The organism is Pseudodesulfovibrio portus (assembly GCF_026000375.1).
In the GTDB taxonomy this organism is placed as follows: Bacteria; Desulfobacterota; Desulfovibrionia; order Desulfovibrionales; family Desulfovibrionaceae; genus Pseudodesulfovibrio; species Pseudodesulfovibrio portus.
The window spans coordinates 2450813-2477101 of the sequence record NZ_AP026708.1; the positions used below are offsets into that span (position 1 = coordinate 2450813).

The 26289-nt window shown below is 60.9% G+C and carries 24 protein-coding genes; 10 read left to right on the forward strand and 14 right to left on the reverse strand.

The genetic code is table 11. The annotated features are described in order from the left end of the window. Window positions 1-59 precede the first annotated feature (59 nt). Window positions 60-1355: a (Fe-S)-binding protein gene (locus OO730_RS11755; protein ID WP_264981653.1), complete on the reverse strand. Its 1296-nt coding sequence runs from the start codon at window positions 1353-1355 to the stop codon at window positions 60-62. 351 nt (window positions 1356-1706) lie between these two features. Here OO730_RS11755 and OO730_RS11760 point away from each other — a divergent pair, with 351 nt between their 5' ends. Further along, entirely contained in the window at window positions 1707-2141 is a 435-nt protein-coding gene (locus OO730_RS11760; RefSeq protein WP_264981654.1) for a Fur family transcriptional regulator, read from the forward strand. A 183-nt stretch (window positions 2142-2324) separates the two neighbouring features. Continuing rightward, window positions 2325-4520, forward strand: coding sequence for a catalase/peroxidase HPI (gene katG / locus OO730_RS11765; RefSeq protein ID WP_264981655.1), 2196 nt, complete (start codon window positions 2325-2327; stop codon window positions 4518-4520). 97 nt (window positions 4521-4617) lie between these two features. On the opposite strand, the gene OO730_RS11770 is transcribed toward katG, so the two are convergent. Together OO730_RS11770 and OO730_RS11775 are read right to left on the reverse strand one after the other, a co-directional pair. After that, window positions 4618-7257, reverse strand: coding sequence for a cytochrome ubiquinol oxidase subunit I (locus tag OO730_RS11770; protein WP_264981656.1), 2640 nt, complete (start codon window positions 7255-7257; stop codon window positions 4618-4620). 3 nt (window positions 7258-7260) lie between these two features. Beyond that, a complete protein-coding gene (locus OO730_RS11775) occupies window positions 7261-8307 on the reverse strand; it encodes a hypothetical protein (protein ID WP_264981657.1) in 1047 nt (348 codons plus the stop codon). Window positions 8308-8494: 187 nt separating this feature from the next. On the opposite strand from OO730_RS11775, the gene OO730_RS11780 reads away from it, so the two are divergent. Beyond that, entirely contained in the window at window positions 8495-8977 is a 483-nt protein-coding gene (locus OO730_RS11780; RefSeq protein WP_264981658.1) for a DUF2569 domain-containing protein, read from the forward strand. A 152-nt stretch (window positions 8978-9129) separates the two neighbouring features. Here the strand turns inward: OO730_RS11780 and OO730_RS11785 are convergent, their stop codons facing one another. The 4 genes from OO730_RS11785 to OO730_RS11800 all read right to left on the reverse strand — a co-directional run bounded on the left by OO730_RS11785 (window position 9130) and on the right by OO730_RS11800 (window position 11575). Beyond that, window positions 9130-9768: a VPLPA-CTERM sorting domain-containing protein gene (locus tag OO730_RS11785; protein WP_264981659.1), complete on the reverse strand. Its 639-nt coding sequence runs from the start codon at window positions 9766-9768 to the stop codon at window positions 9130-9132. Window positions 9769-9930: 162 nt separating this feature from the next. Beyond that, window positions 9931-10335, reverse strand: a complete 405-nt coding sequence (locus OO730_RS11790) for a response regulator (protein WP_264981660.1) — start codon at window positions 10333-10335, stop codon at window positions 9931-9933. A gap of 302 nt (window positions 10336-10637) precedes the next feature. Next, a complete protein-coding gene (locus OO730_RS11795) occupies window positions 10638-10895 on the reverse strand; it encodes a hypothetical protein (protein WP_264981661.1) in 258 nt (85 codons plus the stop codon). Between the two features lie 14 nt (window positions 10896-10909). Next, the gene (locus OO730_RS11800; RefSeq protein ID WP_264981662.1) at window positions 10910-11575 is read right to left on the reverse strand and encodes a YkgJ family cysteine cluster protein; all 666 of its coding nucleotides are present in this window, start codon (window positions 11573-11575) and stop codon (window positions 10910-10912) included. A gap of 378 nt (window positions 11576-11953) precedes the next feature. Here OO730_RS11800 and dsrA point away from each other — a divergent pair, with 378 nt between their 5' ends. The 7 genes from dsrA (at window position 11954) to OO730_RS11835 (ending at window position 18360) form a co-directional block, all read left to right on the forward strand. Beyond that, a complete protein-coding gene (gene dsrA / locus OO730_RS11805) occupies window positions 11954-13270 on the forward strand; it encodes a dissimilatory-type sulfite reductase subunit alpha (RefSeq protein ID WP_264981663.1) in 1317 nt (438 codons plus the stop codon). A gap of 18 nt (window positions 13271-13288) precedes the next feature. Continuing rightward, window positions 13289-14434: a dissimilatory-type sulfite reductase subunit beta gene (dsrB, locus tag OO730_RS11810; protein WP_264981664.1), complete on the forward strand. Its 1146-nt coding sequence runs from the start codon at window positions 13289-13291 to the stop codon at window positions 14432-14434. Window positions 14435-14500: 66 nt separating this feature from the next. Further along, on the forward strand, window positions 14501-14749 hold the full coding sequence (locus tag OO730_RS11815; protein ID WP_264981665.1) for a dissimilatory sulfite reductase D family protein: 249 nt from the start codon (window positions 14501-14503) through the stop codon (window positions 14747-14749). Between the two features lie 88 nt (window positions 14750-14837). Beyond that, on the forward strand, window positions 14838-16220 hold the full coding sequence (locus OO730_RS11820) for a cobyrinate a,c-diamide synthase (RefSeq protein WP_264981666.1): 1383 nt from the start codon (window positions 14838-14840) through the stop codon (window positions 16218-16220). A gap of 75 nt (window positions 16221-16295) precedes the next feature. Next, window positions 16296-17426 (forward strand): DegT/DnrJ/EryC1/StrS family aminotransferase, encoded by a 1131-nt coding sequence (locus OO730_RS11825; protein WP_264981667.1) that lies wholly within the window; start codon window positions 16296-16298, stop codon window positions 17424-17426. A gap of 9 nt (window positions 17427-17435) precedes the next feature. Continuing rightward, a complete protein-coding gene (locus tag OO730_RS11830; RefSeq protein ID WP_264981668.1) occupies window positions 17436-17774 on the forward strand; it encodes a hypothetical protein in 339 nt (112 codons plus the stop codon). 88 nt (window positions 17775-17862) lie between these two features. Continuing rightward, entirely contained in the window at window positions 17863-18360 is a 498-nt protein-coding gene (locus OO730_RS11835) for a peptidylprolyl isomerase (RefSeq protein ID WP_264981669.1), read from the forward strand. A 141-nt stretch (window positions 18361-18501) separates the two neighbouring features. Here OO730_RS11835 and OO730_RS11840 read toward each other — a convergent pair whose 3' ends face one another. The 7 genes from OO730_RS11840 to OO730_RS11870 form a co-directional block, all read right to left on the reverse strand. Continuing rightward, window positions 18502-19113: a hypothetical protein gene (locus OO730_RS11840; protein WP_264981670.1), complete on the reverse strand. Its 612-nt coding sequence runs from the start codon at window positions 19111-19113 to the stop codon at window positions 18502-18504. 206 nt (window positions 19114-19319) lie between these two features. Next, a complete protein-coding gene (locus OO730_RS11845) occupies window positions 19320-20057 on the reverse strand; it encodes an ABC transporter ATP-binding protein (RefSeq protein WP_264981671.1) in 738 nt (245 codons plus the stop codon). Further along, a complete protein-coding gene (locus tag OO730_RS11850; RefSeq protein WP_264981672.1) occupies window positions 20054-20821 on the reverse strand; it encodes an ABC transporter ATP-binding protein in 768 nt (255 codons plus the stop codon). The genes OO730_RS11845 and OO730_RS11850 overlap by 4 nt, the downstream gene beginning before the upstream one ends. A gap of 9 nt (window positions 20822-20830) precedes the next feature. Next, on the reverse strand, window positions 20831-21901 hold the full coding sequence (locus OO730_RS11855) for a branched-chain amino acid ABC transporter permease (protein ID WP_264981673.1): 1071 nt from the start codon (window positions 21899-21901) through the stop codon (window positions 20831-20833). A gap of 9 nt (window positions 21902-21910) precedes the next feature. Further along, window positions 21911-22828, reverse strand: coding sequence for a branched-chain amino acid ABC transporter permease (locus OO730_RS11860; RefSeq protein WP_264981674.1), 918 nt, complete (start codon window positions 22826-22828; stop codon window positions 21911-21913). A gap of 125 nt (window positions 22829-22953) precedes the next feature. Further along, entirely contained in the window at window positions 22954-24135 is a 1182-nt protein-coding gene (locus OO730_RS11865) for an ABC transporter substrate-binding protein (protein WP_264981675.1), read from the reverse strand. A gap of 273 nt (window positions 24136-24408) precedes the next feature. Next, complete coding sequence (locus OO730_RS11870) at window positions 24409-26148, reverse strand: long-chain-fatty-acid--CoA ligase (RefSeq protein WP_264981676.1); 1740 nt, start codon at window positions 26146-26148, stop codon at window positions 24409-24411. Between the last annotated feature and the right edge of the window lie 141 nt (window positions 26149-26289).

A 26289-nucleotide genomic window follows, 5' to 3' on the forward strand; every position in this document is an offset into this window, starting at 1 on the left:
GCGGCAATAAAAAGGCCCGGACAGACCGGGCCTTGGCAGATTCCATGGAATGGGGAGGGTTATTCGAGGGTCACGCCGAGCGCTTTCCACTGGGCTTCGGCTTCCTCTTCGGCGCGTTCCACGGAGACCTTGTCCCACGGCTCGATGACCAGGGCCTCGGCCACCAGTTGCCAGATGTATTTCACTTCGAAGCCGCATCCTTCGTAGTACTTGGGGATGCGTTTCATGATCTGGTCGCGGCAGTTGGAGCAGCCCACGACCACGACGTCCGCGCCGCTGTCCTCGATCTGCTGGCGCTTGATCCGGGCATGCCAGGCGGACTGGTCCTCGAACGGCATGGGCCAGAGCCCTCCGCCCGCGCCGCAGCAGTAGTTCTTCTCGCGGTTGGGGGTCAGCTCCACGAAGTCGTCCACGCACTGGTTGACGATCCAGCGGGGTTCGTCGAAGTACCCCTTGCCGAAGTTGCGGGCCAGCTCGCGACCATGCTTACAGGAATCGTGAAAGGTGAAGGTCTTTCCGGCATGGACCGATTTGTCCACCCGAATCCTGCCCGCCTTGAACAGTTCAATGAGGTAGTCGTACAGGTAGAGAAACCCGACCTCGTTGGCGGGGTCCTGCTTGACCAGCTTGCTCATGCCCTTGCGGAAACCGTATGAGCCGCCGCCGCAGTCCGGCATGATCATCCGCTTGATCCCGATCTCCTTCATGTAGGCGATCTTGCGCCGGGCCAGTTCCACGTTGGCTTCTTCATTGCCGGTGAACAGGGCCCAGTCCACGGCCTCCCACTGGGTGCCGGGGACGGTCCAGTTCTCCCGGGCCGCGTAGAATATCTTCCACCACCAGAACTGGTCCTCGAAGTCGCCGTACACTTCCTTGGAGTTGGGGAAGAAAAGAATGTCCGCCCCGGGCTTGTCCACGGGCACGTAGAAGCCCGGGCACTCCTCGGCCATTTCCACGCCGAGCTCGGCCATCCCCTCAAGATAGTCCTCTCTGGAGATGCCCAGGTTGTTGCCGGTTTCGAGGTTGTTGACCATGCCCTTGTGCAGCGAGCCGGGCACATCCTCTCGCGGACGAAGACTCTTGAGGTGACCCATGAGCGCAGTGATGTCGATGCCGGCGGGGCAGGTGCTGGTGCAGCGGCCGCAGCCGGTGCAAAGCCAGGGGAATTTCGAGGCGACGACTTCCTCGATCAGGCCGTTGGCCAGCATGCGCATGACCTTTCTCGCATCCCACCCGTCCAGGCCGGGAGCGCCGGTCGTGGGGCATCCGTTGGAACAGGAGCCGCACACGAGGCAATTGGAGAAGTCGTAATCGTCTAAAAACGTGAGCGATTGATTTTCGATTGATTGATTCATATGTGCACCAGCCTTGTTCTGCGGCGCAGTTTGAGTCCGAGCCGATGCTTGCTTGATTTACGGAAGAGAGCAAGCGGGCAGACAGGGCCTCTACATAAGACCGGTGAATAAGTCAAAACCAGTTGAATGCCGCATCCCCGATTCTTGTCGAACCTTGCCAGTCGTGGAATTAAAGGGGGCTTGGCCTGATCGGGACAAGCGAACCATGCGGCATCATGCGGCAATCTTACGAAGCGCCTCTTGCCCGCGATTTTCCCGTAGGCCGTTGAGCACTGTGTCGGAGGGGGGCATGTTGACGGGTGTCGATTATGGCGATAACAATTATTTATAAACAGTCATCACGGGTAACCCATGGATTCGCAAAAGCGGCTCGACTATCTTCTCGACGTTCTCAGGGAACGCGGCAACCGGCTGACCCCCCAGCGGGTGGCCATTCTGCGCGCCCTCGTCAGGAACGACAACCATCCGTCAGCCGAGCAGATTCACGGTGAAATCCTCCGGGACTTCCCGACGACCAGCCTGGCCACGGTGTACAAGACCATCGCCCTGCTCAAGGAAATCGGCGAAATCCTGGAGCTCGGTTTCGGTGACGACGGCAGCCGGTTCGACGGGCGCAAACCCTACCCCCATCCCCACCTTATCTGTACGCAATGCGGGGCCATCCTGGACTCCGAGGTTGATAATTTCAACAAACTCATTGACAACCTCGCCTCCCGGAACGGATTTTCAGTACAAACCCATCGCTTCGATATTTTCGGCCTCTGTTCCGCTTGCAATAAGAATTAAGCAAAAAGTCACAGGCCGGTTGTTGACAACAATTAAAACTTATGGATAATAATTATCCTTAAGGAAGTTGTTTCTCTTGGCCGTAAAGCCTGTGGCGACATTGAGCCATGCTTCGGATGAGCAGCAGTCGAGAAGAGCGTAACATCTTGATATAAAATTATAATTACAACAGGAGGTGGTCTTATGAGCAATGAGAGCAAATGCCCGGTCACGGGTAAGACAGCCAGTCGGGTCGCTGTGGGCGGAACGTCGAACAAGGACTGGTGGCCGAATCAGCTGAACCTGAACATCCTGCACCAGCACTCCTCCAAATCCAATCCCATGGGTGCGGACTACGACTATGCCGAGGAGTTCAAGTCACTTGATCTCGACGCCCTGAAAAAGGACCTCATGGACCTGATGACCGACTCCCAGGAGTGGTGGCCCGCGGACTGGGGGCATTACGGCCCGCTGTTCATCCGCATGGCCTGGCACAGCGCAGGCACCTACCGCATGGGCGACGGCCGGGGCGGAGCCGGGTCCGGCAGCCAGCGGCTGGCCCCGCTCAACAGTTGGCCCGACAACGTCAACCTCGACAAGGCGCGCAGGCTGCTCTGGCCCATCAAGCAGAAGTACGGCAGCAAGATTTCCTGGGCCGACCTGATGATCCTCGCCGGCACCTGCGCAATCGAGTCCATGGGGCTCGAGCCCTTTGGCTTCGCGGGCGGCCGTGAGGACGTCTGGGAGCCGGAGGAGGACATATACTGGGGTTCCGAAGACACCTGGCTCGGGGATACCCGGTACAAGGGCGATCGGGAACTGGACAACCCCCTGGCCGCCGTGCAGATGGGCCTCATCTACGTGAACCCGGAAGGACCCAACGGCGAGCCCGATCCCGTGGCCTCGGGCAAGGATGTCCGCGAGACCTTTGCCCGCATGGCCATGAACGACGAGGAAACCGTGGCCCTGGTCGCGGGCGGTCATACCTTCGGCAAATGCCACGGCGCGGGCGATGCGGCCCATGTGGGTCCCGAACCCGAGGCTGCGGGCCTGGAGGAGCAGGGGCTCGGCTGGAAGAGCAGCTTCGGCTCGGGCAAGGGCGGCGATACCATCGGCTCGGGCATCGAGGGCGCCTGGAAGCCCAACCCGACCAAGTGGGACATGGGCTACCTGAAGGTCCTGTTCAAATACGATTGGGAGCTCGTGAAGAGCCCTGCCGGGGCCAACCAGTGGCTGGCCAAGGACGTGGATGAAGAGGACATGGTCGTCGATGCCCACAATCCGTCCAGGAAAGTCCGGCCCATGATGACCACCGCCGACTTGTCCCTGCGTTATGATCCCGTATACGAGCCCATTGCCCGCCATTACATGGAGAATCCGGAGGAATTCGCGGACGCCTTCGCCCGCGCCTGGTTCAAGCTGACCCATCGCGACATGGGTCCCCGCGCCCGGTATCTGGGCAAGATGGTCCCGGCCGAGGAGTTGATCTGGCAGGACCCGGTCCCTGCTGTGGACCATGACCTGGTGAGCGACAAAGACGTGGCCGGTCTCAAGGCCAAGCTCCTGGCCTCCGGCCTGACCGTCCCGCAGCTGGTGACCACGGCCTGGGCGTCGGCGTCCACCTTCCGCGGCTCGGACAAGCGCGGCGGTGCCAACGGCGCGCGCATCCGTCTTGCGCCGCAAAAGGACTGGAAGGCCAACGAGCCTGCGAAGCTGGCCGAGGTCCTCGAAAAGCTGGGGCAGATTCAGGCCGAATTCAATGCGGCCCAGTCCGGCAGCAAGAAGATATCCCTGGCCGACCTGATCGTGCTCGGCGGGTGCGCGGCGGTGGAAAAGGCGGCCAAGGACGCTGGCGTGGACGTGACCGTTCCCTTCACCCCCGGGCGCACGGATGCCACGGACGCACAGACCGACGCGGAGTCCTTCTCCGTGCTCGAACCGGTTGCGGACGGGTTCCGCAACTTCCTCAAGGACCGGTTCTCGGTCTCGGCGGAAGAATTGCTGGTGGACAAGGCGCAACTGCTGACCCTGACCGCGCCCGAGATGACGGTCCTGGTCGGCGGCCTGCGCGTCCTGGGGGCCAATCACGGCCAGTCCGGGCACGGCGTCTTCACCAGGCGGCCTGGCGTCCTGACCAACGACTTCTTCGTCAACCTGCTCGACATGTCCACGGCCTGGGCGGAGACCTCCGGAGAGGAGGGGTTGTTCGAGGGGCGCGACCGGAAAACCGGCGAACCCCGGTGGACCGGCACCCGCGTGGACCTCATCTTCGGCTCGGACTCCCGACTCAGGGCCGTGGCCGAAGTCTACGCCTGCGGGGATTCCAAGCGGAAGTTCGTCACCGACTTCGTGGCCGCCTGGGACAAGGTCATGAACCTCGACCGGTTCGACCTCGACTGATCCGGGACGCCCCGGTCGCGTACGAATGCACAATGAAGGCCCCCCTTCCCGGATGTCGGGGAGGGGGGCCTTGTGGTTTCTCGGGCGGATGCGCCGGTTACTGCATGGGCCTGCCCAGATGGTGGGCGTTCATCGGATCGACCTTGCCGGTGTGGCACACCGTGCAGTTGTTGTCGGCACCGATGGCCCGGGTGTTGCCCTGGTATTGCAGGGGGGCGATGTTGTCGCGATTCTTTCCGTGCTTGTTCACGGCGGGGTAGTTGGCGTGCGGGCTGTTGTGGCAGGCGATGCACATGATCGACCCCGTCTTGCTCGGGCTGTTGCGGTACAGGACGTTGCCGCCCTCGGTCCAGGTGTTGTAGCCGTTGGACTTGACCTTGTCGGGCAGGGTGCCCCACTTGGTGTGGCAGGTGGAGCAATCCGGCTCCTGCATCCAGGGCAGGCGCGGGTTGACCGCGTCCACGGAGGCCACGGTGCGCGGCTTCAGATGGGCCATGAGCCTGTCGGCCCCGGGCTTGCCGTTCGCCTTCTCCAGCTTGAGCAGGGACAGGGCGTGATCCTCAAGGTAGCCGTGGCAGCGGACACACCCTATGTCGGCCTGGCCGTGCGTGCCTCGCAGACACTGGGTCGGGCCGTCCGGACGGTTGGGATGGCAGTACGCGCAGGCCTCGGAACCCCGGTCGGTCAGGAAGTTGGCGTGCAGGCCGTGGACGGCGGCGGGCAGGTTGAGCAGTCCGGGCTTGCCCTTGGCGCCCAGCACCGGGTCGGGGTGGCAGCCCTGGCAGAGCATGGGCTTGCCCGCGTCGGCAGCCGCAGCCAGTTCGGTGTTGCTCAGCCGGTCGTGCGACATGAGCACGTCATGGCCTGTGACCTTGGAGATACCGGCCAGGTTGTCCACCTTCCAGGGGCCGCCGTGACAGTTCTTGCAGCCCATTTCCGTGGCCGTGGGGGCCACGGTTTTGGTCTCGGCCAGCAGCTTGCCGGTGGCGATGTCGTGGGCCTGGACCGTGAACACCGGGAACGGGTTGTAGCCTTCGCCCGCAGGGTACGGCTCCACCGGGATCAGGCTGGCCTCAAAGGCCTTCAGTCCTTCCTTGTGGTGCATCTCGCCCGTCATGCCGTTGCCGGACAGGCCGACATTGTCCGGCGGACGTGCGCCGAAGATGGACTCCACGTTCTGCCAGAACTCGGATGTGGCGGCCGGGTTCTCGAAGCCCTTTTCCACGAAGTAGGAGAGCTTCACGCCTTCGGTGATCACCTCGGGTTTGTCGCCGCGTTTGACGAGCTGCGCCCAGATGTCGTTGGCCGGGGGCAGGAGCACCCACTCCGAATAGCTGTCGGAGATGCAGTGCATGCCCAGGTTGTTCCAGGACAGGAGGACGTATTCGTCCTTGTTCGCGTCAAAGGGCGGAATATCCAGGGGGAGTTCCCTGGCGGCGTACGGAATGTTCTCCGGCTTGCCGCCGTGAAGGCCGTCCACGATGTATGTGGCCAGGGCCATCCTTTCCTCGCGGGAGCCCGCAAAGAGCGGCATCATGGGCTGGATTTTCCCCAGTCCGTCCAATTTGGCGTCCATGCCGGTGATCGGATACTTGTCGGTCAGGGGGATGATGTCGTTCATCGGTCCCCCGATGGAGTGGCAGGGCGAGCACTGCACCTGGAACAGCGTCTTGCCGGCAGCCATCCGGTTCGTGGCGTCTTTCTCCTTGGACCACTTCATGGAGGGGAGTATTCCGGCTTCGGTGTAGCTGTTCATCTGGGAGGGCAGGAGCTGGTTGGAGTACATGTAGTCGTGGATGACGTAGGGTTTTCTGGCTGCTTCGCGGGTGAATTCAAAGGAGCCGATGAAGCCGAACCCCAGGGCCAGCAGCACGATGGACATGGCGATCCGGGCTTCGCGCGGCAGCCGGACCATCATGGCCACGCCGATGACGAACAACCCTCCCGCGATGACCGGGATGTATGAGAAGAACTGGCCGATACGGGCCGCCTTCACGGCGAGCCGGGCAAGGGCTTCGGGGGGGAGCACGGAGAGGTACCACCAGCCCGAGAGCATGGCCAGGACCACGGGGATGACCGTCCATCTGGCGCAGCAGCGGTAGACCAGCTCGCGGGCCGTTTCATCCTTGATGCGGTGGGCGGTCACGAAACCGAACAGCCCGGCGATCATCAGCGCCATGAAGGTGCGGAAGAAGAGCGAGGGCCAGAAGGACGGGTTGAAGAAGCCGTCCCAGAAGCTGCCGGTTTCAAGCCAGGCGCCGGGCGTGAGCATGAAGCCGATGATGCCGTTGATGAGCAGAAGCGACAGCCAGGCGAACACGAAGTAGAGCCACCCGACGATCAGGTGGTTTTTCCGGCTCATCTTGTCGAAGCGGTAATGATAGATGAGCAGGGCCGCGATCTCGGCCAGGAAGCATACCCACTCCGTTGCCCAGCCGAACACGAAGGTGTGGATGAGCGTGGACGTGGATTGCGGCGCGATGACCGAGATGGTGAACCAGATGCCCACGCCGGTCATGCCGCCGAAGACCATGGTCACCAGCAGGAAGAACTTGGTGTGCTTGCGCACGTAGTCGAGCAGCGGTTCGGACTGCTTGACGTAGGCGATTTTCTCGAAGACGGGCAGGAAAAGCCCGCCTCCCACGGCGAAGTGGGCCACGAACACGTGGACGACGGCTATCAGGGCGATGAAGAATCCGCCCCCGAACGTCGTCAGTTCCCAGATAGGATATTCCATGGATTATCCCTCCTCTTGGGTGTTGAATCCGATCCGCACCATATAGGCGACAACGGCCAGTCCGATGGCCAGGGTGACCAGGAACAGGATCAAGGGTGACATCTCGCCGGTCACGGTCAGGCTGCCGGGCGAGAAGAACGGTTCCAGGGTGGCGCTGCGGACCACGGCCCGGACGCCCGACATGGCCAGGATGGCGGCCATGAGCCAGCCTGCGGCGGCCAGCGGCTTCTGGCGGAACCCGGCCGACAGGGCCGGGAAGGTCAGGACCACGGCGATCACCAACAGGGCCGTTGCCGGCCCGCTGTCGCCCATGAAGCGGAGCATCACCGGGCGGTCCAGGACGAAAAGCCACCACACGCCGGTGGCCATCTGGAGCATGGTCGCGGTGGTGAACATCTTCATGCCTTTGGTCAGTCCTTCGGGAGTTCCCTTGCCGAAATGGGCCAGCAGGGCCGCAAACAGCCCGCCCACGGCCAGGGATGCGAACACGAAATGCAGGAACCGGGGAACCAAGGTCGGCTCGAGCAGGTTGAGCATGGTGCCGCCCGGGTTGTTGAAGTATTCGGTCCAGGCCTCGGGGCGGGCCATCATGGTCAGTACGTTGGTCAGGACCAATGCGATGAACAGGGTCATGATCGTCCCGGCTCCGAGAAAGAGCCCGCCGCCCGGTCTGGCCGCCTTCACCTTGAACTGATTGATGTACATGGCGTAATAGCCGAGGATGAGCAGGACGACGATGGACAGCCACCATACTGCGGACAGGGTGGCGCTGACATAGAAGAAGTGGCCGTAGATCACCTGCAGGAAGAGCAGGGGAGCCACCCCGAGGTTGACTGTCAGGGCGAACACGGTGGGCAGGCGGACGGAAACGGCTTCGGCCGTCCCGTCGCTCCCCCCGCGCAGCTTCAGATAGAGCGCCAGCATGCCTCCTCCCACAAGAACGTTCGCCAGCGCAATGTGCAGCGCGAATGTCAGGATGCCGAGACCCTCAAACCACCCCCAGGCTACGGGGATGGGGTCCGGAATCGGGATGAGATTCATAGCGTTCATAAGCCCCTCCATGATAAGGTGAAAGACGTGGAAAATTTTGCTGACATCATACATGAATACGATATGTTGCCAAGCATATTTTCGTGCATTGTGTTGTTTTGTGCACCATGGTGGGAGCCGACGGGGCCGTTGTTGACCGTTTTTGTTTTTTTGACCGAATCGGTATGGTTTTGGGGAGGAGAAGGGTGTGAAAGACGTTGAAACCGTGGAAGAAGAGCTGGTCGAGCTCGATCGGAACGGGGTGCCGCGCATCGGCGGATGGCTGCGGCTGCTGATGCTGAGTCTTGCGCTGACCGTTCTCGGCGGGCTCGGTGACCTGTTCGCGGCGCTGGATGCCCTGCGCGGACTGGAGCCCGAAGCCCTGGAGATTGCCGGACCGTTGCTGCGGTTCGAGGCGGCCGGGGCCGGGGTGGCCGTCTGCCTTGGCGCGTGGTTGCTCTATCTGCTGTATAAAAGGAACGGCCTGTTCGTGAAGGCGTACATCGGCGGGATGGTGGCGATCCACGTCCTGGGCGTGGTCAATCTGGTCTGGTTCCGGTCCCTCGTCACGCTGGTGCCCGGAGAGATGGCCGCCCTTGGCGGCAGGGTCGCGCTGGGAATCTTCGTTACCGGTCTCTGGATGTGGTACCTGCTCGTGTCCAGGAGGGTGAAGCAGACCTGCGTCCGCTGACGTCCGCCCGTGTCCGGGGCGGGAGCGCCCGCATCCCGGATGCAGCCGGTATGCGGCACGGGGTGCCGGTGAATTGCGATCGACTACTGTGACTAAAAAAAGGGCCCCGGTCTTTCAACCGGGGCCCTTGTCGCATCCTGTAAAGTATTCCGTTATGCGGAAAAGCGCCTTCTCAGGCCGACCAGGCCGACCAGGCCGGAGCCGAGCAGCCAGACGGCGCCGGGAACGGGCGTGGGGTTGACCTTGACGGCATCGATGTCGAAGCCGTCTGCCAGGACGCCGCCGTTGAGGGCCGTGGTGTCCACGACCTTCAGGAACTTGTAGATGCCGCTGAAGGTGACGGTGTACCCGCCGTCGGCGTCCACGTTCTGGTTGTTGATGTCGCCCAGGAAGGTCCAGGTCAGGCCGTCCAGGCTGCCGAGCACGGAGGCGAACTCGTTGTAGCCGCTACGGCTGTAAGTGGTCTCGTAGATGGTCGCCCAGCCGGTGAAGTTCGAGGCAAAGGAAAAATAGACGGACCCGCCGTAGCCGTTCCCGGTGTAGTCGGTGCCGGCCGGGAGGCTGGAGTCGTAGCTGCCGATGCCCAGGCTGAGGAAGCGGATGTCGTTGTCGTCCGCCCGGAGGCTGGCGTCCGGAGCGTCCAGGGCGTTGCCGGTGATCGAACGGGCGGTGCCGACGTTCAGTCCCGGAGTATAATCGTAGGCCGTGTCGGCATACATGGGCGCGGCAAAGGCGCTCGTGCCGAAAATGAGCAGGGACAGGACGGTCAGAATCATGATGCGCGAAGACATATCAACCTCGAAATTAGTTTGTTAGGTCAGGGACAATAAATAAAGCAAAAATCGTGCCCCGGCATGATTTGTCTTTGAAAGCAAGTTGTTGAACGGGAGAGGGATTCGGGGAAGAATGGTTGTCCGGTTTTTCCGGACAGCCGTGCCGGGCAGGACGCCGGTTTATGTCGATTGGCCGAATATCCTGCGGTTGTGCATCTTGCGCAGGGCATCGGTGAAGTCGAGAAGGGAGAAGGGTTTGGCCAGAAAGCCGTTCATGCCCGCCTTGAGGCACCGGCTGCCGACCTGCGGGTCGGACGTGCCGCTCAGGGCGATGATGGGGATGCCGGCAATGACCTCGTCCATTTGACGAATGGCCCGCGCGGTCCGGAAATCCCTGGTCCCTTCCGTATCGACGTCCATGAGAACCAGATCGAAGTAGACGCTGTTGAGGATGTTGATCACTTCCGGGCCGTTGCCGACCATCCTGGCTGCGTATCCGGCCTGCTCGAGGAGCGTGCGCGTGCTCAGGGCGGATGCGCCGTCTCCATCGACTATGAGGATTTTCAGGGGTGCGTCGGGTGTCATTGGCAAAGGGGGTGGTTGTCGTTGTTTAAACCTATACGTTGACCGGGGGCGGATGGTCACAAAAAAAGTACCGGTCAGGTCGCCGGGCCGCCGGTCCTCCGTGTCCGGGAAAAGAAGAAAGGCTCCATGGCGGTGAGTGGAGCCTTTCGGGGGAGTTCCCGACATAACTGCCGGGGAACAAGTGATGCTGTTTGATGACATCATACACTCATAACTCCCCGGACATGGCAATAGGGAAACGTCCTCTTGTTGAGGAAACGGTTCGGGAAAATGTCCCGCAAATGGGATGGTGTCGGGGGAATTTAGCCCTCTTCCAGGAGTTTTTTGGCGATGTTCAGGTCGTACAGGGCCATGGGATTGCGGTCCGTGCCGCCTTGGCGGAACATGGCTGCGGCCTGTACGATGGCGGTGTAGGGCACCCACTGGTGCTTTTCCCAGATGATGGGTTCCGTGGGATTGTAGAGCCGGAATTCGATCTCGTCGTCGCCCTGGCGCACGTACATGCGCACCTCGGGATTCTGGAGAGATGGGGTATAGTAATGGCCGCGTTCGTCCTTCATGACGAAATCTCCTTCTAGTTGAAGCCGAACCGGACGGTGCCGCCCGCTTCGTATACTTTGATGTTCATGGCTGCCAGCAGTATGCGCAGGGGACGGCCGAAGAGGAATTCGTTCATCTCCCGGTCCATGCCCGTCCGTTCCGGGACCAGTCGGCGGACTTCCATGTCGAAGACGACCATCTCCTTGAGGTCCTGCCCGGCCTCGACGTCGCCTTCACGGGCCGCCTTGCCCAGCTCTTCCATGCGAACGGGGTCGCACTTGGCGTCGTGCTCGCTGATCAGTTCGAGCAGGGGGTGGCCTTCGGGCAGCAGACTGGCGCGGGTCAACCGGTCCTTTTGATACATGGCCTTCAGCGGTTCGACGTCTCCGCAGAACAGAATCCGGCATTCGGCGGGGCGTGTCGCGTATACCCCGCAGGTGTTGCCGGCGGGGCTGAAATAGGTGCACGTCCAGGTGGAGTCGCGCCCCTTGATCTTGAGAATTTCTTCGCTAAGTTGGGTCACGGCCTGGGTGGGCTGGTCAAAGGCCCGTTCACCCTTGCGCAGGGTGACGATGTCGGACAGCGGAATGGTCCCTTCCCGGATCAGGGGAATATCCTCGGAATGCAGCGCCGGGCCGCCGTTTCGGCAGCAGTCGCCACACCGTTTGCAGGCCGTGTTTTTCTCGTTTGATATTTGCAAGTTTGTGTTGCTCCTCATATCCTTTTGCGGTATCGATTATGGCGGTCCATAACCTGTGCCATGGGACCGATACTCCGGCTCGGCTGCGATGGCAAGCCCGGGGCGGGGAAATCAAGGAAGGCACAGACGTTTATTTGGGTCCGTAATACTGAGGATTGCCAATGGTTTCTCTGGATATTTCGGTTGACAGAAAACTGAAATGTCCAGTACATTGTCAGCCCTGCATACCTTGTGAATAATGGCGCAAATGCCGTGATTCCGGGTGTTTGCGTTACGTAGGAAAGGCGTCTCGGCTTAAGGTGTACACACCTGATTGCCGGCCGAGCGCAAAAAAATGGTTGATGGCAACATCTTAATCAAACAATGGAGGTTAAGGGAATGGCGAAACACAAAACTCCTCTGTTGGATCAGCTGGAAAGCGGCCCGTGGCCCAGCTTCGTATCCGACGTCAAACAGGAGGCTGACGCTCGAGCCAAGAACGAGAAAGGTATCGACTATCAGATTCCTGTCGACTGTCCCGATGATTTGCTGGGCGTTCTGGAAATGTCCTACACCGATGGTGAGACTCACTGGAAGCACGGCGGCATCGTCGGCGTTTTCGGTTACGGCGGCGGCGTTATCGGTCGTTACTGCGACCAGCCCGAAATGTTCCCCGGCGTGGCTCACTTCCACACTGTCCGCGTGGCTCAGCCCAACGGTAAATGGTACAACACCCAGCTGCTTCGCTCCCTGATGGACATCTGGGAACTCCGCGGTTCCGGTCTGACCAACATGCACGGCGCCACCGGCGACATCGTGTTCCTCGGCACCACCACCCCGCAGCTCGAAGAGATCTTCTGGGAACTGACCCACGATCTGGACATCGACCTCGGCGGTTCCGGCTCCAACCTGCGTACCCCGGCCACCTGCCTCGGCATGTCCCGCTGTGAATACGCCTGCTACGACTCCCAGGAGCTGTGCTACAACCTGACCATGGAATACCAGGATGAGCTTCACCGTCCGGCATTCCCCTACAAGTTCAAGTTCAAGTTCGACGCTTGCCCCAACGGCTGCGTGGCTGCTATCGCCCGTTCCGACCTTTCCTTCATCGGTACCTGGAAAGACGAAATCCGTATCGATCAGGAAGCCGTTGCTGCCTACGTTGGTGGCGAGATCGCTCCCAACGCCGGTGCCCACGCCGGTCGCGACTGGGGCAAGTTCGACATCCAGAAGGAAGTCGTGGACCTGTGCCCGTCCAAGTGCATCTCCTACGATGGCAAGCTGACCATCGACAACAAGGAATGCGTCCGTTGCATGCACTGCATCAACACCATGCCCAAGGCTCTGCGTATCGGCCAGGAAACCGGTTGTTCCATCCTTTGCGGCGCCAAGGCTCCGATCCTCGACGGTCCCCAGATGGGTTCCCTGCTGGTGCCCTTCATCGAAGTGAACAAGGACGACGACTACCAGGCCATCAAGGACATTGTTGAAAACGTCTGGGATTGGTGGATGGAAGAAGGCAAGAACCGTGAGCGCATCGGTGAGACCATGAAGCGTCTCGGCATGGCTGCTCTGGTCAACGCCGCCGGCGTGCCCGTTGACGCCCGTCAGGTCCAGGAACCTCGCCACAACCCCTACATCTTCTGGAAGGCAGAAGACGTCGATGGTGGTTGGGAACGCGATATCAACGATTTCCGCACGCGTCACCAGCGCTAAAAAGAGGAGTGAAAGAATATGGCTTTTATTTCTTCTGGGTACGATCCCAGCAAACCGATGGAAGGTCGGATTTCCGACATTGGCCCTCGTCACTTCGGCGAGTACCTGCCCCCGGTTATCAAAGACAACTTTGGTAAATGGGCATACCACGAGATCATCGAGCCCGGCGTCCTGCTGCACGTCGCTGATTCCGGCGACAAGACCTACACCGTCCGCGCCGGTACCGCCCGTCTGATGACCGTGACGCACATCCGTGAAATCTGCGACATCGCCGACAAGTTCTCCGGCGGTTACGTCCGTTTCACCACCCGCAACAACCTCGAATTCCAGGTTGAGACCGAAGAGAAGGCCAAAGAACTGAAGGCTTTCCTCAACGACCAGAAATTCGACGGCGGTTCCTACAAGTTCCCCGTCGGCGGCACCGGTGCCGGTGTCACCAACATCGTCCACACCCAGGGTTGGGTCCACTGCCACACCCCGGCTACCGACGCCTCCGGTACCGTCAAGGCCACCATGGACGTCGTCTTCGATGACTTCCAGGACATGAAGCTACCCGCTCCGGTGCGCATCTCCATGGCTTGCTGCCTGAACATGTGCGGCGCAGTTCACTGCTCCGACATCGCCATCCTCGGCATTCACCGCAAGCCCCCCATCCTGGACCACGAATACCTGGACAACCTGTGCGAAATCCCGCTGGCCGTGGCTGCTTGCCCCACCGGCGCCGTGCGTCCGTCCAAGGTTGAAATCAACGGTGAGACCTACAAGACCGTTGCCGTCAAGGAAGAGCGCTGCATGTTCTGCGGCAACTGCTACACCATGTGCCCCTCCATGCCTCTGGCAGACAAGGAAGGCGACGGTATCGCACTGATGGTCGGTGGTAAGATCTCCAACCGCATCACCAAGCCCGCCTTCTCCAAGGTCGTGGTTCCGTTCATCCCCAACGAGCCGCCCCGCTGGCCCACGATGACCAAGGTGATCAAGAAGATCCTCGACACCTACGCTGCCGACGCCAACAAGTACGAGCGTCTGGGCGACTGGGCCAACCGTATCGGTTGGGAGCGCTTCTTCGAGAAATGCGATCTGCCGTTCTCCGAGCATCTGATCGATGACTTCCGTGATCCGGCATACTACACCTGGCGTCAGACGACCCAGTTCAAGTGGTAAGATAAAAAGCTCCGGGGTACGGCTTCGTGCCGTACCCCGCCTTTTGAAAACAATAAGGAGTCCATCATGGCACTCGATCTTGAAGCCGCAAAAGCTGAGATTATTAAGTTTTGCGAGGAGAAGTCCAAGAACAAATCCAAGTTCTACTTCAACGACTTCACCAAGCTCTTTCCCGAGGAAAAGGCTCGTGCAGTCAAGAAAGTCCTGACCGCTCTGGTGCAGGAAGAAAAGATGGTGTTCTGGTCCTCCGGTTCCACCACCATGTACGGCTTGGCCGGTGCCGGCAAGCAGGCCGCTTCCGAGGGCGAAGATTAGACTTCAGCCTTATTCGGTATCCGAGGCCTTGCCCCCCATCGTTTGATGTCGGGCAAGGCTTTTCTTGGTTTTGAGAAGACCTCGTATCGTGAAAAATAGTATCCCCCGAATCATCCTGGCCGGTCTGTCCGGCGGCACAGGGAAGACCATCGTCTCCCTGGCCCTTGCCCGTTCCTTCAGCCGGGCCGGGAAGCGCGTGGCCCCGTTCAAGAAGGGGCCCGACTATATCGACGCCCAGTGGCTCGGGCTGGCCGCCGGGAATCCGTGCTCCAACCTCGATCCGTTTTTCCACTCCGCAGAAACCATCCGGTCGCTTTTCTTTCACCGGTCCCGTGGCGCCGACCTGAGCGTCATCGAAGGCAACCGGGGATTGTTCGACGGCATGGACGAGCACGGCTCCTGCTCCACCTCCGAATTGGCCCGCATGCTTGATGCGCCGGTCCTCCTGGCAATCGATTGCACCAAGATGACCCGTACAACGGCAGCCATCATCAAGGGGTGCGCCGAGTTCGAGCCGGGCCTGAACCTGGCCGGCGTCATCCTCAACCGCACCGCCGGGGAACGCCACCGCTCGGTCTTGAGGAAATCCATCGAGACCCACACCGGGGTGCCCGTGCTCGGCATGCTGCCCAAGATCGCTTCCAACCCGATCCCGGAACGGCATATGGGGCTGATGTCCGACCAGGAATACGACGGGTCTTCCCATCTCGACGCCTTGGCCGACATGGCCGAGGAGTGGCTGGACATGGACGGCATCCTGGCCGCCGCCGCCGCGGCCCCGGATTTCGGGCCCGCCCCGGCACCCATATTTCCCGGCGAGCCCGCCGAAAAAAAGGTCCGCATCGGCTATGTGCACGACGCGGCCCTCTGGTTCTATTATCCGGAAAACCTGGAAGCCCTGGAACACGCAGGGGCCGAGTTGGTACGCCTGTCCCTGTTGTCAGGCGACCCCTGGCCCGAGATAGACGGGCTGTATCTGGGCGGCGGCTTTCCCGAAGTCTTCGCCTCGGAGATCGCTGCCAACCGCGCCGTCCTCGATCATCTCAAGGCGCTGTCCGCGTCGGGGCTGCCCATCTATGCCGAGTGCGGCGGGTTCATGGTCCTGTGCGACGCCCTTGAAATTCACGGGGGTTCTTACGCCATGGCCGGCGTTTTTCCGGTGTCCACCTCTTTCTGCCCGCGACCGCAGGGACTCGGCTACACCGAGGCGGAAACGGTGCGCGAAAATCCGTTTTTCGAGTTCGGCTCCCGCATCCGGGGTCACGAATTCCACTATTCCCTGTGCGTGTCCGACGGTGCGCCGGTGGTCCCCACCGCGCTGGCCATGCATCGGGGCAAGGGGAGCGCCATCGGCTTTGACGGCTTCCTCAAGGACAATACCCTGGCGGGTTACAACCACATCCACGCCCTTGCCGTGCCCGGCTGGTCGCAGCGATTCGTGGCCGCAGCAGCTCGCTTCAAAAATTCCTGACCCGCAATTTTCTTGTCTCGGCACACCCTTTCATGAGAAAGTGTGCCGAATCATTTCTACCAAGCGAGATATATAATGAGCATACCTTTTATTGATTTGAAAACACAGTACAGGCAGGTTGAAGAGGCCGTGAAAAAGGGGATCGACGGGGTCCTCGAGCACGGGGCATACATCATGGGTCCCGAGATCCCGGAGCTTGAAGCCAAGCTGGCCGAGTTCTCCCAGACCGATTTCGGCGTCGGCTGCGCATCCGGCACCGACGCACTGCTCATGGCCCTCATGGCCCAGGGCGTGGGCCGGGGCGACGCCATCTTCACCACGCCGTTCACCTTCATCGCCACGGCCGAGGTCGTGTCCCTGCTCGGGGCCACCCCCGTGTTCGTGGACATCGACCCCGTGACCTACAACATCGATCCCGACGACCTGCGCCGCAAGATCAGTTACGTCAGGAACAACCGTGCAGACCTGAAGGCCAAGGGCGTCATCTCGGTCGATATTTTCGGCCAGCCCGCCGACTACGACGCCATCGAACCCATGGTCCACAATTCCGGCCTGTTCCTCATCGTGGACGCGGCCCAATCCTTCGGCGCCGTGTACAAGGGAAGGCCCGTCTGCTCCATCGGCGACATGGCCTGCACCTCGTTCTTCCCGGCCAAGCCGCTGGGCTGCTACGGCGACGGCGGCATGGTCTTCTGCCACAGCGAGGAGGCGCGTACGCTGCTGCACTCCATCCGCGTGCACGGCATGGGACTGGACAAGTACGACAACGACCGCATCGGCATCAACGGCCGTATCGACTCCATCCAGGCCGCCGTTCTCCTGGCCAAGTTCGCCATCTTCCCGGGTGAGCTGACCAAGCGCCAGGAAGTGGCCGACAGGTATGCCGCGCTCCTTTCCTCCATCGACGGGCTGACCCCGCCGGTCATTGCCGAGGGCAGCGCGTCCGCCTGGGCGCAGTACTGCGTTCTGGCGCGCGATACCGAGCATCGCACCGAGTGCATGGAAAAGCTCAAGGAAGCGGGCGTGCCGTCCGTCATCTACTACCCCAAGCCCCTGCATCTGCAGAAGGCCTTCAAGAGCCTGGGGTACGCAGAGGGCGACTTCCCGATCGCCGAGAACGTGGCCGGACGCATTTTTGCCCTGCCCATGCACCCCTACCTCGCCGCAGAGGATCAGGAAGCCGTGGTTTCGCCCCTTGCGGGCTAGGAGAACGGGATGATCCCGGCAGCCGTAATGAAGTTTCTCAAACCGATCGGGGCGGGGTTGGCGCTGGCCTACCTCGCCACCGGTCTGGTGGACGGCCCCGCGCCCGTGAACTTCCGGCCCGAGAACCCGTATTCGGCAAAGCAGACCGAGATCGTGGAGCCGCATGCGGCCGTGGTCATCGAGAAGAACATCATGAAGCTCGGGTCCCTGCTGTCCGTGTCCGAGGGCGACATCGTGTTGCCCGAGGCCATCGTCCGGAGCGACGATGAGATCGAGGTGCTGCCCCTCCCGGACAGCGGCTTCGGGCCGGCGGTCAAGGGCGAGGTGGTCGAAAACCCCGACCTTTGAGCCGATTTGCCAGGGGGCCTTCCCTCTGCTAAACGAAAACCCCCAACGACATTTCACCGGTCCCCGTGACCGGAACAAGGAGCAACGCATGATCAAAATGGAAACCAGCATGGGCGACATCGTCATCGAACTCGACTTCGAGAAAGCCCCCAAGTCCGCCGAGAACTTCCAGCAGTACGTGGAAGACGGCTTCTACGACGGCCTCATCTTCCACCGCGTCATCAACGGATTCATGGTCCAGGGCGGCGGCATGGACGAGAACATGAAGGAAAAGGCCACCCGCGAGTCCATTGAAAACGAGGCCAACAACGGTCTGAAGAACGATTGCTACACCCTGGCCATGGCCCGGACCATGGACCCGCACTCCGCGTCCTCCCAATTCTTCATCAACGTCAAGGACAACGCATTCCTCAACTTCTCCTCCGAGACCCCCCAGGGCTGGGGCTATGCCGTGTTCGGCAAGGTCGTCCAGGGCCAGGACGTGGTCGACGAGATCAAGAACGTGGACACCGGCCGTCACGGCTTCCACGACGACGTTCCCCTGGAGCCGGTCTTCATCAACAAGGCCTATGTCGTCGAAGACTAGTTCTCGACAGCCGTACCGGGCAACAAGAGAGGCGCACCGCATGGAGCGGTGCGCCTCTTTTTCTTCGTTGGACTTCAACTATCGGAAATTGTTCAAGCTTGATTCCATATCCGAATTGGGTCTGAACGCCGGGCACCCGGTCTAGACCGTCATGTTCAGGCCCAGATAGCTCGACATGCCGCTCATGGCCAACATGCCGCCGCCCTCGAACCAGCTGGTGGGGTCGGTGTTGTCCTGATACCACCAGGCCAGGGATTCCAGCTGGAGGTTGGTGTTCAGCATGTCCATTGAGAGCTTGTCTTCGGCGGTAGTCGTCAGCTTGCCGAGTTGGACGATGGTCTTGAACTCCGCGACCTTGTCAGGGTTGTCCACGAAATACTGGTCGATGATTTCCTTGTCCTCGTGGTCGCCGGACACGGTGACCTTGCCGGTGTTGGTATCGTAGGTCAGGGGGAACTGCTTGGTGATGTCCACGCCCAGCTCCTCGAGGTCGGCCATGACCTCGGCGTCCCAAAAGGTCTCCAGTTCCTCCCGGTAGTCGTCAACGTCCTGGAAGGACAGCTTGCCGTCCTCGCCCTTGGGAATCTTGGACAGATAGCTCAGGATGTCCTGCCCCATGGAGGATGTCCCGGAGGTCGCCTGTTCCTTGTCGGCTTTGACGGCTTCTTCCATAAGCTGCTGCTCTTCCCTGGCGGCCTTGAGCAGGGAGTAGGTATCCAGATACCCGCTTGATCCGATGGATTGTGTGCTCATGACAAGATTTCCCCCTTATCATTAAGAAAAATTTTCCCTCCCTTAACAAAATGCATATCCGGTGCCATCGGGACTACGAACCGGCCCTCCGCCTAAGGCGAGCCGGAAAAAGCTTTGGAAGGGGAGTCTTTGACATGGGGCCGCATAAGAAAAAGCCCCCGCCCGTTGAGATCGGGCGGGGGCTTTAATTCGTCTGCTATCCGGCCTTAGCCGCCGAGGTAGGCCTTCTTGACTTCAGGGTCTTCCATGAGTTTGTCGGACGGTCCTTCGGCCACGATCTCGCCGGTGTCGATGACGTAGCCCCGGTGGGCGAACTTGAGGGCGAGGTTGGCGTTCTGCTCGACGAGCAGGATGGTCATGCCTTCCTCGTTGAGCTCCTTGAGGGTGCGGAACATGTCGTACATGAGCAGCGGGGCCAGTCCCATGGACGGCTCGTCGAGCATGATGAACTTTGTCCCGGACATGAGGGCGCGGCCCACGGCGAGCATCTGCTGTTCACCGCCGGACAGGGACTCGGAGCGCTGTTTCTTGCGCTCGTCGAGGCGCGGGAAGAGCGTGTACACGCGCTTGTAGTCGCGATCGATGTCCGTCTGCTGGCCCTTGCGGGAGTAAGTAGCCAGCTTGAGGTTTTCCTCGACGGTCAGGTTGCCGAAGATGTGCCGTCCTTCGGGCACCAGGGCCATGTGCAGGTCCGAGACGATCTTGTCCGGAGCCATGCCCAGGATGGAGTCGCCCTTGAACTTGATGTCGCCCTTGATGATCTTGGGCGCTTCGGGCGGCGGCAGCTGGGCGATGGACATGAGCGTGGTGGACTTGCCCGCGCCGTTGGCGCCGATAAGGGTGACGATCTCGCCCTGGTCGACGGTGAAGGATATGCCGTGCAGGGCCTCGATGTTGCCGTATTTGACGTACAGGTTGTCGATCTGGAGAAGCGGGGTACTCATATGTTGTCGTCTCCCAGGTAGGCCTTGATGACGGCCGGGTTGGACTGGATGTCTTCAGCGGTGCCCTCGGCGATGGTTGCGCCGAAGTCGATGACCTTGATCCACTGGCACAGGGAGGTGACGACCTTCATCTGGTGCTCGATCATGAAGATGGTGATGTCGAAGTTCTCATGAATCCAGCGCACCAGCTTGATGAGGCCTTCCACGTCGGCGGAGTTCAGGCCGGCAGCGGGCTCGTCGAGGAGCAGCAGCTTGGGCTGGACCGACATGGCCCGGGCGATCTCCACCCGGCGCTGGAGCCCGTAGGGGAGGTTCTTGGGGAACTCGTTGGCCACGTCGGTCAGGGACATGGCTTCGAGCAGTTCCTCGGCGATCTCCAGGATGCGGGCTTCGCGGGCGCGGAATTTTTTGCCGCGGATGACGGCATCCCAGACGCCGTAACCCATGCGGTAGTGCTGGGCGATGCGGATGTTGTCCAGCACGGTCATGTCGTGCCACAGGCGGATGTTCTGGAAGGTTCGGGCCACGCCCAGGGAGGTGACCTGGTGGGGCTTGAGCCCTGCGGTCGCCTTGCCGTCCAGGGTGATGGACCCTTCAGTGGGCTGGTAGAAGCCGGAGATCAGGTTGAAGATGGTGGTCTTGCCTGCGCCGTTGGGGCCGATGAGACCCATGAGCTCTCCGCCCTTCATGTCCACGGAGAATTCGCTCACGGCCTGGAGGCCGCCGAAGCGCTGGGTCAGGGAGTCGATTTTAAGCAAAGACATGTCGGCCCCCTATTTGAATGTGTAGTATTTTTTGAGTTTCGGGAACACGTCCGACAGCTCCTTGTTTCCGAGAATGCCCTCGGACCGGAACTGCATGATCAGGACGAGCATGAGCGGAATCATGACCCACTTGATGACGCCGGCGGACGGTTCCCAGTCCGGGAACACGAAGGTGGCCGGGGCCAGCAGGAAATCCATGATCGCCTGGGAGCGCAGCACTTCCATCAGCCCGGTGAAGACCACGGCGGAGATGATCGCGCCCGAGAGCGAGCCCATGCCGCCGAGGTAGACCATGACCATGGCCTCGGTGGACTTCAGGATGTTGAAGGACTGCGGGTTCACGTAGCCGACGATATGGGCGAACAGGCCGCCCGCGCATCCGGCCAGCCCGGCGGAGATCATGAAGTTCACGATTTTGATCTTGTTGGTGTTCACGGACATGATCTCGGCGGCGACCTCGTCCTGGCAGATGGCGTTGACGCCCTTGCCGTAGGTGGAGGTGATGAAGCGGCGGATGACCCAGATGGTGAACGCGGTGAACAGGATGACCCACAGGAGCATCCAGGGACCGTCAAAGGTGTCCCGCATGGCCCAGACCGTGTCCTTCATTCCCTGGAAGCCGCGGGAGCCGCCGATGAAGTCCATGTTCTCGATGGCCGAGATGACCATGTAGTTGACCGCGATGGTGATGATCGCAAGGTAGTCGTCACGGGTCTTGAAGGAGGGCAGGGCCACGAGGATGGAGGACAGGGCCGCCACCATGCCGCCGATGAGCACGATGACCGGGAAGAGGATGAAGGCCATGGAGGCCGGGAACATCGGGTCGCCGAGCTTGGTGCCGAAGAACATGACGGACAGGATGGACGAGACGTAGGCGCCCACGCACATGTAGGCGGCGTGGCCGCAGGTGAATTCGCCCATGTTGCCGTTCACCAAGTTGAGCGAGGTGGACATCATGATGTTGATGCCCACGTACATGATGACGGCCTGGATGTAGTTGTCGATGATGTGGAACTGGGCCAGCACCAGCAGGACCACGGCCAGGGCCGCCATGAGGACGTTCAGGGAGTATTTTTGCATTGTGCTCCCCTAGATCTTGGTGGATTGCGGCATGCCGAACAAGCCCGTGGGTTTGATCCACAGGATGACGAGCAGGATGGTGAAGGCGAACAGGTCCCGGTAGGTGGATTCCAGGAAGGGCATGGCCACAACCCCGACCTCGATGAAGCCGAGCAGGAAGCCGCCCACGAACGCGCCCTTGATGTCGCCGATGCCGCCCACGACCGCCGCGATGAACGCCTTCCAGCCGATGAGCATGCCCATGAACGGCTCCAGGATCGGGTAGGACATGGCGAACAGCAGTCCGGCCAGCCCGGCGAAACCGGAACCGAGAACAAAGGTGAAGACGATGATGTTGTCGATGGGAATGCCCATGAGCGGAATGGGGAACTTGTCGTAGGAGATGCCGCGCATGGCCATGCCGATCTTGGTCTTGGTGACGATGAAATTCAGGAACAGGAAGACCACGACGGCGGCCACGATGACGATCACCTTGAGGTTGGTGATGGTCACGCCGCCGATGTTCCAGACGGCCTTTTCGACCAGCTCCGGGAACTTGAGTCGGCTGGCGCCGAGCACGGCCAGGTTGGAGTACTCCAGGATCAGGCCGCACATGAGCGCGGTGATGACCACGTAGAGCCTGTGCGCGCCCTTGCGTCGCAGCGGCCGGTAGGCGATGCGTTCCAGGGTCACGCCCACGCAGGCCGTCAGGACCATGGTCAGCGGCACGGCGCACATGAAGGTGACCAGCGGGGAGAGCCCCAGGGTGTCCCCGAGCAGGAACCCGGACACGAAGAACGCGATGTATGCGCCGACCATGAATATGTCGCCGTGGGCGAAGTTGATCAGCCGCAGGACACCGTAGACCAGCGTGTAGCCCAAGGCGATCAGTGCGTAGAAGCTACCCCACTGAAGCGCGTTGAGTATGTTCTGAATTATGAAGTCCACTTTATTTATTCCCGAGAAAAAAGTTTGGGCCTTGGGGAGAGATGCCGAACGAACCGGCCCGGTTGGTTAGCAAAAGAGCGGGGACCGTCCGGCCCCCGCCCTGTATTTCAGGCTGCGTCGGTCGCTTACGGGCAGACGGACTCTTCAAAGACGAATTCGCCCTTGTCGCTGATCTTGACGACCACGGCGCACTTGATCGGGTCGCCCTGTTCGTCGAACTTGGAGGAACCGGTGATGCCGTCAAAGGAAGTGATGGCGGCCAGGCCCTCGCGGACACCCTTGCGCATGGCCACGGGGTCGGAGTCGACCTTGCCGTAGTTCTGAATGGCCTGGACCATGATGCCGATGGAATCCCAGGTCAGGGCGGCGTAGTCGGCCGGGGTGGAGCCGTAGGCGGCTTCGTAACGGTCGATGAAGACCTTGGTCGCACCCTTGGCGCCGGCGGCGGCGTAGTGGGTGGAGAAGTAGTTGCCGTAGCACTGCTCGCCGCAGAGCTTGATCAGGTCGGGGGTGCCCCAGGCGTCGGAGCCCATGAAGGGACCCTGGTAGCCGAGGTCACGCGCCTGCTGCACGATCAGGGCGACCTGGTTGTAGTTGTCGGGGACAAAGATGAAGTCCGGGTTGGCGGCGATGATGGTGGTCAGCTGCGCGGAGAAATCCTGGTCCTTGGTGCCGTGGGACTCGAAGGCCACGACCGGGCCGAGACCCTTGGCTTCCCAGGAGGACTTGAAGATTTCGGCCAGACCCTTGGAGTAGTCGTTGGACACGTCGAAGATGACGGCGGAAGTCTTGGCACCGAATTTCTTGGCGGCGAAGTCGGCGACGACGGGGCCCTGGAACGGGTCCAGGAAGGCGGCGCGGAAGACCCAGGGGCGGTCCAGGGTGGTGTTGGGGTTGGTGGACCAGGGGGAGATCATGGGGGTGCGGTTGTCGTTGGCGGTGCCGCCGGCGGGCACGGCCTGCTTGGAGGAGTTGGGGCCGATGATGGCGACCACGTTTTCCTGCTCGATGAGCTTCAGGGCGACGTTGGTGGCGGACTCGGCCTTGGACTCGTTGTCCATGTAAACGAATTCGAGCATGTACTTCTGGCCGCCCACTTCCAGGCCGCCGGCATCGTTGATGTCCTTGAGGTACATTTCAGCGGCGTTCTTGGAACCTTCGCCCACTTCCGGGATGTCGCCGGTCAGGGGCAGGTTGAAGCCGATTTTGATGGTCTTGGCTTTGTCCTCGCCGCAACCGGACAACAGGAAGGCGGAGCAGACCAGCAGGATGGTCAGCAGGCCAATGCTTTTCAGAAAACCTTTCATCATTTCCTCCTCTCATAGGAATTTGAATTACTAAGTGTGAACGATACTGATGCATACACGAAATGATCTCCGAGTGGAAGGGTTTTTCGGCGATACAATTTTGGAAATACGCCGGTATGGTTGGATAAATCGGCTGTTTTATTCCCTTCCTCGCGCAATAAGTTCTTTCAATTTTATTGAGCGCAAAATTTTATTTTTCATAAATGTCAAAACGCCCCCTGTTCCGAAGGGGAGCAGGGGGCGTCGTTGACTTGCAGGGGGCGCTAAACGGCTCTAGGCCTGTCCTGCCTCGGATTTGGCGGCATTGTTCTCGGCGCGCTTCTTTTCCTTCTGCGCGAGCTTGGCTTTTTCCTCCTCGCGGAGGGCGCGGCGCAGCACCTTGCCGACCATGGTCTTGGGCAGGTCCCGGCGGAATTCGACTTTCTTGGGAACCTTGTAGTTGGCCAGCTTTTCCCGACAGTAGCCGATGACGTCGGAGCGGGAGAGCTCCTCGCCTTCCTGGGCCACCACATATGCCTTGACGATCTCGCCGCGCGACTCGTGGGGGATGCCCACGCTGACCGCTTCCTTGATCTTGGGATGGGCGTGCAGCACCTCGTCGATCTCGCGCGGGTAGATGTTGTAGCCGCCGGAGATGATCAGGTCCTTCTTGCGGTCCACGATGTAGAAGTAGCCTTCTTCGTCCATGGTGGCGATGTCGCCGGTGTAGAGCCAATCGTTGCGGAGCACGTCCGCCGTGGCGTCGGGACGGTTGTAGTAGCCCTTCATGACCTGGGGGCCGCGGATGACCAGCTCGCCGCGCTTGCCCGGGGGCAGGGGCTCGCCGCCCACTTCCATGTCCACGACCTTGGCGTCGGTGTCCGGGAAGGGCAGGCCGATGGAGCCGTTCTTGGACACGCCCTCCAGGGGGTTGAAGTGGGTGACGGGAGAGGCTTCGGTCAACCCGTAGCCTTCGGTGATGGACGCCCCGCCTGAGCGTTTCTCGAACTGTTCCATATACTCGACGGGCATGGGCGCGGAACCGGACACGCAGACCTCGATGGACTTGAGGTCGTATTTGTCGATGTCCTTTTGCTGGAGCAGGGAGACGTAGACCGAGGGCGCGCCGGGAAAGACCGTGGGCTTGAGCTTGTCGATGCCCTTGAGCACGTCCAGGGGGACGTAGCGGGGGAACGGGGCCAGGGTCGCGCCGATGGAGGTGGGCCAGACCAGGCAGACGGTCAGGCCGTATATATGGAAATAGGGCAGAATGCCCAGGAAGGTCTCCCGCTTCTTGCCCAGGGTGTGCATCATGGCATGGCACTGCTGGACGTTGGCCCCGATGTTGAAGTGGGTCAGGATGCATCCTTTTGCCACGCCGGTGGTGCCGCCGGTGTACTGGAGCAGGGCCGTGTCCTCGGCGTCCACCTTGGCTTCGGTGAAGCGGTCGGTTCCCTTGGTCAGGTCCTTGAACGGGAGCACGGCCTTGGCGTCATAATCCACCTTGGGTGCGGAACCGGACTTTTTCTGCTGGAGCTTGTACAGGAGATTGAGGGGAAAGCGGAGCCCGTCGCCGATGGTGGTCACGTAGAATTTTTCCACCGGGATCTGGTCCCTGAGCTTGGAGAGCTTGGGCCAGAGCAGATCCAGGGTGATGCAGAAGCGCACCCCGGCATCGTTGAATTGGTGAACGATTTCGGTCTCCATGTAGAGCGGGTTGGTCATGACGCCGACGGCACCGGCCCTGAGCACGCCCCACATGGCGATGATGGTCTGGGGGAGGTTGGGCAGCATCAATGCAACGCGGTCGCCTTTGCGAATGCCCGCGGCCTTGAGGTTGGCCGCGACGATTTCACTCTGGACCTTGAGCTTGGCGTAGGTGATCGACCAGTTCTTGAAAATGATGGCCTTGCGCTTGGGCCATTTGTGCGCGGCCCGGTCCAGGAATTTGAAAAGGGGGACCTTCTCGTAGTCCAGCGTGGGCGGCACGTCGGGGTCGTACGCCTTGAGCCAGGGGCGATCGATTTGCTCCATGGGAACGTTCCTTTGGTGTGTTGAAATCCAATGTGTCCGAAGTACGTATAATAGGCCGCTCACGGGGTCAATCATGCGTGTTTGAAACACGGGTAGTCGGTCTTTTGACGCAGCCGGGCCCGCAGCCGTGCGCGTCAACGG

What these genes read in the sequence shown, in the direction of transcription:
- OO730_RS11755 (WP_264981653.1), bottom strand. Translation starts at nt 1,355, where the DNA reads ATGAATCAATCAATCGAAAATCAATCGCTCACGTTTTTAGACGATTAC.
- OO730_RS11760 (WP_264981654.1), top strand. Translation starts at nt 1,707, where the DNA reads ATGGATTCGCAAAAGCGGCTCGACTATCTTCTCGACGTTCTCAGGGAA.
- katG (WP_264981655.1), top strand. Translation starts at nt 2,325, where the DNA reads ATGAGCAATGAGAGCAAATGCCCGGTCACGGGTAAGACAGCCAGTCGG.
- OO730_RS11770 (WP_264981656.1), bottom strand. Translation starts at nt 7,257, where the DNA reads ATGGAATATCCTATCTGGGAACTGACGACGTTCGGGGGCGGATTCTTC.
- OO730_RS11775 (WP_264981657.1), bottom strand. Translation starts at nt 8,307, where the DNA reads ATGAACGCTATGAATCTCATCCCGATTCCGGACCCCATCCCCGTAGCC.
- OO730_RS11785 (WP_264981659.1), bottom strand. Translation starts at nt 9,768, where the DNA reads ATGTCTTCGCGCATCATGATTCTGACCGTCCTGTCCCTGCTCATTTTC.
- OO730_RS11790 (WP_264981660.1), bottom strand. Translation starts at nt 10,335, where the DNA reads ATGACACCCGACGCACCCCTGAAAATCCTCATAGTCGATGGAGACGGC.
- OO730_RS11795 (WP_264981661.1), bottom strand. Translation starts at nt 10,895, where the DNA reads ATGAAGGACGAACGCGGCCATTACTATACCCCATCTCTCCAGAATCCC.
- dsrA (WP_264981663.1), top strand. Translation starts at nt 11,954, where the DNA reads ATGGCGAAACACAAAACTCCTCTGTTGGATCAGCTGGAAAGCGGCCCG.
- dsrB (WP_264981664.1), top strand. Translation starts at nt 13,289, where the DNA reads ATGGCTTTTATTTCTTCTGGGTACGATCCCAGCAAACCGATGGAAGGT.
- OO730_RS11815 (WP_264981665.1), top strand. Translation starts at nt 14,501, where the DNA reads ATGGCACTCGATCTTGAAGCCGCAAAAGCTGAGATTATTAAGTTTTGC.
- OO730_RS11825 (WP_264981667.1), top strand. Translation starts at nt 16,296, where the DNA reads ATGAGCATACCTTTTATTGATTTGAAAACACAGTACAGGCAGGTTGAA.
- OO730_RS11830 (WP_264981668.1), top strand. Translation starts at nt 17,436, where the DNA reads ATGATCCCGGCAGCCGTAATGAAGTTTCTCAAACCGATCGGGGCGGGG.
- OO730_RS11835 (WP_264981669.1), top strand. Translation starts at nt 17,863, where the DNA reads ATGATCAAAATGGAAACCAGCATGGGCGACATCGTCATCGAACTCGAC.
- OO730_RS11840 (WP_264981670.1), bottom strand. Translation starts at nt 19,113, where the DNA reads ATGAGCACACAATCCATCGGATCAAGCGGGTATCTGGATACCTACTCC.
- OO730_RS11845 (WP_264981671.1), bottom strand. Translation starts at nt 20,057, where the DNA reads ATGAGTACCCCGCTTCTCCAGATCGACAACCTGTACGTCAAATACGGC.
- OO730_RS11850 (WP_264981672.1), bottom strand. Translation starts at nt 20,821, where the DNA reads ATGTCTTTGCTTAAAATCGACTCCCTGACCCAGCGCTTCGGCGGCCTC.
- OO730_RS11855 (WP_264981673.1), bottom strand. Translation starts at nt 21,901, where the DNA reads ATGCAAAAATACTCCCTGAACGTCCTCATGGCGGCCCTGGCCGTGGTC.
- OO730_RS11865 (WP_264981675.1), bottom strand. Translation starts at nt 24,135, where the DNA reads ATGAAAGGTTTTCTGAAAAGCATTGGCCTGCTGACCATCCTGCTGGTC.
- OO730_RS11870 (WP_264981676.1), bottom strand. Translation starts at nt 26,148, where the DNA reads ATGGAGCAAATCGATCGCCCCTGGCTCAAGGCGTACGACCCCGACGTG.